This window comes from Rhodococcus sp. (in: high G+C Gram-positive bacteria), assembly GCF_049286785.1.
Classification (GTDB): Bacteria; Actinomycetota; Actinomycetes; order Mycobacteriales; family Mycobacteriaceae; genus Rhodococcus_F.
In genome coordinates, this window is sequence record NZ_JBAQEO010000190.1 from 1 (window position 1) to 5640 (window position 5640).

Annotated in this window: 8 protein-coding genes; 5 read left to right on the forward strand and 3 right to left on the reverse strand. The window is 66.4% G+C overall.

All coding sequences use genetic code 11. The features are described from left to right. Both WAW17_RS07735 and WAW17_RS07740 read right to left on the reverse strand, forming a co-directional pair. On the reverse strand, nt 1-247 hold a 247-nt coding region (locus tag WAW17_RS07735; RefSeq protein ID WP_422332405.1), incomplete at its 3' end, for an FAD-dependent oxidoreductase. Then, nucleotides 244-1101: a class I SAM-dependent methyltransferase gene (locus WAW17_RS07740; RefSeq protein ID WP_422332406.1), complete on the reverse strand. Its 858-nt coding sequence runs from the start codon at nt 1099-1101 to the stop codon at nt 244-246. The genes WAW17_RS07735 and WAW17_RS07740, both read right to left, overlap by 4 nt. Before the next feature lie 48 nt (nt 1102-1149). Here WAW17_RS07740 and WAW17_RS07745 point away from each other — a divergent pair, with 48 nt between their 5' ends. Further along, nucleotides 1150-1734 (forward strand): helix-turn-helix domain-containing protein, encoded by a 585-nt coding sequence (locus tag WAW17_RS07745; RefSeq protein WP_422332407.1) that lies wholly within the window; start codon nt 1150-1152, stop codon nt 1732-1734. A 144-nt stretch (nt 1735-1878) separates the two neighbouring features. Next, nucleotides 1879-2298: a hypothetical protein gene (locus WAW17_RS07750; protein ID WP_422332408.1), complete on the forward strand. Its 420-nt coding sequence runs from the start codon at nt 1879-1881 to the stop codon at nt 2296-2298. A gap of 32 nt (nt 2299-2330) precedes the next feature. Here the strand turns inward: WAW17_RS07750 and WAW17_RS07755 are convergent, their stop codons facing one another. Beyond that, nucleotides 2331-3371 carry an ABC transporter permease gene (locus tag WAW17_RS07755; protein ID WP_422332409.1) on the reverse strand — a complete coding sequence of 347 codons (1041 nt, stop codon included), beginning with the start codon at nt 3369-3371 and terminating at the stop codon, nt 2331-2333. Nucleotides 3372-3497: 126 nt separating this feature from the next. Here WAW17_RS07755 and WAW17_RS07760 point away from each other — a divergent pair, with 126 nt between their 5' ends. The 3 genes from WAW17_RS07760 to WAW17_RS07770 all read left to right on the forward strand — a co-directional run bounded on the left by WAW17_RS07760 (nt 3498) and on the right by WAW17_RS07770 (nt 5483). Then, nucleotides 3498-4052, forward strand: a complete 555-nt coding sequence (locus tag WAW17_RS07760) for a TetR family transcriptional regulator (RefSeq protein ID WP_422332410.1) — start codon at nt 3498-3500, stop codon at nt 4050-4052. Between the two features lie 61 nt (nt 4053-4113). Then, nucleotides 4114-4497, forward strand: a complete 384-nt coding sequence (locus WAW17_RS07765) for a VOC family protein (protein WP_422332411.1) — start codon at nt 4114-4116, stop codon at nt 4495-4497. Nucleotides 4498-4505: 8 nt separating this feature from the next. Next, nucleotides 4506-5483, forward strand: a complete 978-nt coding sequence (locus WAW17_RS07770) for a pseudouridine synthase (protein ID WP_422332412.1) — start codon at nt 4506-4508, stop codon at nt 5481-5483. Nucleotides 5484-5640 lie beyond the last annotated feature (157 nt).

Below are 5640 nucleotides of genomic sequence, written 5' to 3' on the forward strand. Positions count from 1 at the left end.
TTCCGGCCCCGTAGCTGGTGGCTTCCTTGCGACCGGTGGCCAGCAATTCGAGCGGCGCGATCCCGTCGTGCCCGAGTACGTTGTGTACGCCCGCTGCCGGGCCGTTGCGCGGCTCACCGGCGTCGACGACGAGTACCGATCGCCGTGAGCGGGCAAGTGCGGTGGCGGCACTCAGCCCCGCCGCACCACCCCCGAGCACCACGACGTCGTATCTCTCCCCCGTGGGCCGAGTCCAGATAGTGTTCATCGGGATTCCTCCTTCGTGTTCTTTCGCGCAATCCACACGGTTCGCGCCCCGCGGACGGCGAGATCGGTCCGGTGTAGCACCGACTCGGGTCCGTGCCCGGAGATCAGTCGGTCGAGAGCGTCGAGATCATCGGCAGACAAGTGGTTTTCGAGTCCTTCACGCGTCCGGCTCAGTGCCGTGTGTGCGTATTTCCGTGCAGTGTGGTCGACAGGATCGATATCGATCTCGATGCGCCACATATCCGCGATGTCGAATCCGGCGAGGCGGAGGTTGTCGCTCCAGTCGGGGTGCATGTCCCGTCGTTGTGTGGCTGCGGCTTCGTTGCACCTCGCCTCGAGTCCGGGCGTGCCGATGCCGATGTCGTCGGGCAGAAACCGCTGCTGCGCAGCCATTTCGGTGATCACCAGCACCTCGTCGGGATTCAGGACGTCGAGCAGTTGTCGTAGCAGCGCGTCGGGGTCCTCGATGTGATGCAGCGACAGGGCAGCCCAGACGAGGTCCGCCGAGCCGATAGCCGGCCAACCGGAGTCCAGGTTCGCTTCGACCGTCCGCACACGGGTGTCGAACCCGTTCTGCCGGGCGGCGCCCCGAAGACGATCCAGCATCTCGGTGGATTGATCGACGGCAATGAGCTCTGCCCGAGGGAACCTGTGGGCGAGAGCGATTGTGCCCGAGCCCGTCCCGGCGCCGATGTCGACGATGGTGCGCGGTTCCCGCTCGAGCTGCCCGGCGACCCGATCGAGCAGCGCATCGAGATAGGACCGATGCACCTCCGCGTCGAGGTCCAGCAGAGCGGCCATCGAATCGCCGTGCCAGTGGTCATTCAGTGCATGGTGGTGAGTGTGATCGTGCATGCCTTCACACTAGAGCGCTTCATCCACTTTCGGCATACACTCTTGCCTATGGAGCAAGAATCTGCGGATTTGGACCAGCTCATCCGTCAACGCATCCGAAGCCTGCGCCTCGCGCGGGGGTGGACTCTCGACGCGCTGGCGGCTCGCTGCCACATCAGCCCGTCGAACCTGAGCCGCATCGAGACGGGGCGTCGCAGAATCGCGTTGGACCAGCTCGTCCCGATTGCACGCGCCCTGGATACGACCATCGACGCCCTCGTCGAGTCCGGCGACGATCAGGACGTGGTGATCAGACCGCAACCCTGCAACACACCGGGATACACCACCTGGCTGCTCTCCCGGGAGCGATCACTGAACGGCGTCTCGATCGCGAAGATGCGCATCACCAACGAACGCCCGATCTCCACGGACGCACTGCCTGTTCACCCGGGCCACGAGTGGTTCACCGTGCTCTCGGGCACCGCCCGGCTCCAGCTCGGCGAGCGCACCATCATCATCAACGACGGCAACGCCGCCGAGTTCTCGACGATGACGCCGCACGCCATCAGCGCACACGACGGTCCCGTGGAGATCCTCACGATCCTCGATCACAACGGAGAGCGTGCGCACCTTCGGGGCGGCAGTTCGAAGTGACTCGGCCGCGCGGTCAGCATCGTGCCTGTCCAGAAGGCCACCAGCTCTTCCCGGCTCTCGGAATTGCGACATCCACACCGGTCGGCGCAATAGGCTTCCACACGGCGAGCTCTCACGACCCGGTACCGACCCCAGGAGGTCCTCTTGAATCTCAAACGCAACCTCGGCGCCTGCGCGATCGCAGTCGGCATGTCTGCCCTTGCGACAGCGGGGATCGCCTCTGCGGCGGTGACCGTCCCGTTCCAGATCAATCCCGCTCCGTTCGGAAACCCGAACGGAAGCTTCGACGTGCCGCCGTCCAGTTGCGTGGCCGTGCTCGATGAACAGCCCGGCAGCGTGACGATCTCGGGAGCAAAGCCGGGTGGGTGGGGCTGCATCATCTACTCGGAGGTGAACTGGCTGAACCTTTCGACCGGCGCCGCGGGCACTGCCTGGATGTCGGACGGGCTGAACGGGTTCCCGCCGGAAGCCACCCTGAACACCGGAAGCGGGCAGGTCGCTCTCACACTCCGGCCGACGGTCGGCCCGACCACCCCCGGTTTCGCCACCTTCTACGTGCCCTAGGGGTTGGCCGGCCCAAGCGGTCACGAAGACCTTCAGCCGGCGGGACTCGGAGCCGGAGCCGTCGACGCCACGACAGGCGCGCGGCGCGTACCGATTGCGAACAGGACGAGTCCGACGACGATCCACGCTGCGAGAGTCAGTGCGGCGGTGAGTCCCCCGGCTCCGTGGAAGTAGGCGGCCGAGCGCACCAGGGCTCCTGCCGCTCCCGGAGGGAGGATCTGCCCGAACGTACCGAGCCCACTCGGAAGCCATGCCGACGTGGTGGAGATCCCGGCCAGCGGGTTTCCGAGGAACATCATGGCCATCGCGCCGATGGTGAATCCTTTGGCACCGAACACGTTCTGAAGCCCCGCGAGAGGGAGCGCAAGCGCTGCGATGCCCATCGCCATCGAGGCCGCCACCGGCCAGAAGGCTGCTTCGATGCTGCCGAAGGAGAAGGTCAGGACAGCAGCGACCACGATGCCACCGAGCGCAGCGAAACCGACCAATCCCGCCAGGTACCAGGTGTTGCTGCGCGGGAAGACCTTCCGGAACGCGACGACGGGAACGATGCCACCGAACACGAGTGGGAACGCCAGACCGCCGATTCCGATACCCGTCGGGTCCGCTTTCGGCAGCGGGACGACGTCTTCGACGGATACGTTGGTGCCGGTTACCTGGCCGATGACGTGGGCGGTGTTGGTGAGCGCCCCGGAAATGGTGGCCGAGCCGGCACTGGCCACCAAAGCGCAGAAATCGGAACCGTCGAGGACGAATCCGCCGACGATGTCAGGGTCGAGGATCGCGGCCCTCAAGCCCTCCTCCGATTCGAAGCGCTGCGGCTCGTATGCCTCCGGAGCCGCCGCGGTCAGAGTCTGTTCGAATTCGGCGACGGCCGCGGGTGCCCCGACCATGCCCACGCGCAGGTCGTGGGGACCGCTCTTCAGCGACGGCATGATGAAAACCATCAACAACAGCACCAGGATCACACCGAGCCCGCAGCTCATACCCAGCAGCGAGACCACGGGATGAGGTTTGCGTCCGGCCGCGGGCGCCTTCTCGGGGACCGGGGTGTGGGTACTGATATCTGCCATCGCTTCTTCCTTGCCCGGACGGAATAACCGGAGGATTTTTATCCACTTATACTGGATGATAATCCTCCGGTTAGGGTGGGAGTGTCAACGTGACCCGCCACACCGCCGGCTGCAAAGGAGGGAACTATGCGTTCCGATGCCGCGAAGCGTCGGCAGGCGATCATCCGGGAAGCACGACGGATGTTCGCGGCTCACGGGAGCGACGTCGCGCTGGAGAGTATCGCCGCCGCCGCAGGCGTGGGGATCGCCACGCTCTACCGCAACTTCGATTCGAGGGCCGCGCTGGCAGACGAGGTGGCCCTGGCCATCCTGGGCGACATGCAGCGTGCCGCAGCCGAAGCCCTGGACGCGATCGACTCCACGCCCGAAGCGGCGTGGGTGGGGTACGTCCACCGCCTGGTGGAGTTGGATCTGGGCGCACTCTCCGCAGCGCTGGGTGAGTTCGTGGTAGACGAACTGTCCGAATCTGTAAGCGATGCGCAGGAACGGACGCTCGCCGGGGTCGAGGAACTGCTCGGCGCAGCCAAGTCTGCCCGTCTGGTCCGTTCGGACCTGGGCGCGCTGGAGTTCGTCCTGGCGATCGGCATGATCACCCGACCTCAGCCTGAAGCCATTCGCGCGATCGCCCCGAACCTGGTCCCGCAACTGATTTCGATCGTCTTGGCAGGAATGCGACCTTAGCCCCCGCACTCACCGTGGCATTGCGCGGACGGGACCCGCCCGAACCCGATAGCGTCGTCGGATGATCACCGGCCTGCATTCACTCGTCTACTCCGACGATCCCGATGCGACGCGTGCCTTCTTCCGCGACGTCCTCGGTTTCACCTTCGCCGACACCGGCGGAGGATGGCTCATCTTCCGCACCGGACCATCCGAACTCGGAGTGCATCCGACGTCCGGTGTACACGAAGGCACCGAGTACACCGCACCACGGCACCAGGCCATCTCGTTGATATGCGACGACCTCGAGGTCACCATGGCCGAATTCTCCTCGAAGGGTGCACAATTCACCCGGAAGATACGCGACGAGGGGTACGGCCTCACCGTTGATGTCGCGGTGCCGGGCGCCGACGACATCCTGCTGTTTCAACCGCGCTACAACCCGCCGGCGTTCCTGCCCCGCTAGACGGTGGGATGATGGCGCTCGTGCCGATGCCCTCACCGCTGCCCGTCAAGAACGGAGTCGGACCGACGCGGCTGCGCGTTCCGACGTCCGGGCCGTGGACGACGATCGCCGAGTACGTCGTCGCGAGGTTCGACCATCTGGACGCGGACGGCCTGTACCGGCGGTTCGACGCCGGCGAGATGGTGGGCACCGACGGCCGTCCGATCGGTCGCGGCGCGGCGCTGGGCGCGGACCGGTTCGTCTGGTACTACCGCGATCTGCCGGTGGAGGCCCCTGTGCCGTTCCACGAGGAGATCCTGTACGTCGACGACGACCTCGTCGTGATCGACAAGCCGCACTTTCTTCCGACTACCCCGGCCGGGCGCTACCTGCGCGAGTCCGCGCTCGTCCGATTGCGCACCCGCCTCGACAATCCGGACCTGACGCCGATCCATCGCCTCGACCGCGCGACCGCCGGCCTGGTTATGTTCTCGGCCCGTCCCGCGACGCGCGGCGCACACCAGTCGCTGTTCGAGAAGCGGCAGGTCGTGAAGGTCTACGAGGCGGTGTCGGACCAACCGCCAGGGTGGGACCCGGACGCACCGGCACTTGCCGGGCGCGCCGTTCCCGTCGTCTACCGCAACCACATCGAGGCGCGGCGCGGAGAGTTGCGGGTCGTCGTCGACGGCGTCCGTGAGCCCAACGCCGAGACGGTCATCGAGGTGTGCGGGACCGGCGTGAGCGCCTCCGGACGTGCTGTGCTGCACACGGTCCTGCGTCCGCACACCGGACGGATGCACCAGTTGCGGGTGCATCTGGCGGCGCTCGGCATCGGGATCCTGGGCGACCGTCGGTATCCCGACCTGCTGCCCGAGGCGCCGGACGATCATTCCCTCCCCCTCCAATTGCTTGCGCGGGAACTGGAATTCACCGATCCGTTGTCGGGGGTGCCGCGACGGTTCGTCACCCGCCGAACGTTGGACGAGGCGCCCGTGTCGGGGCGCTGAGCGGGCGCACGCGCGTGCGCGGCCAGGTTGGTCCTTGGGCGAGTCGCCCGTGTCGGGACGCTGCCACCCGTCGTGTTCCGAGATGCGAGATGCCGCCGACCCGTGGGTCGGCGGCACCTCGTCAGCTACTACCAGGGGCTACACGTTGAAGCGGAAC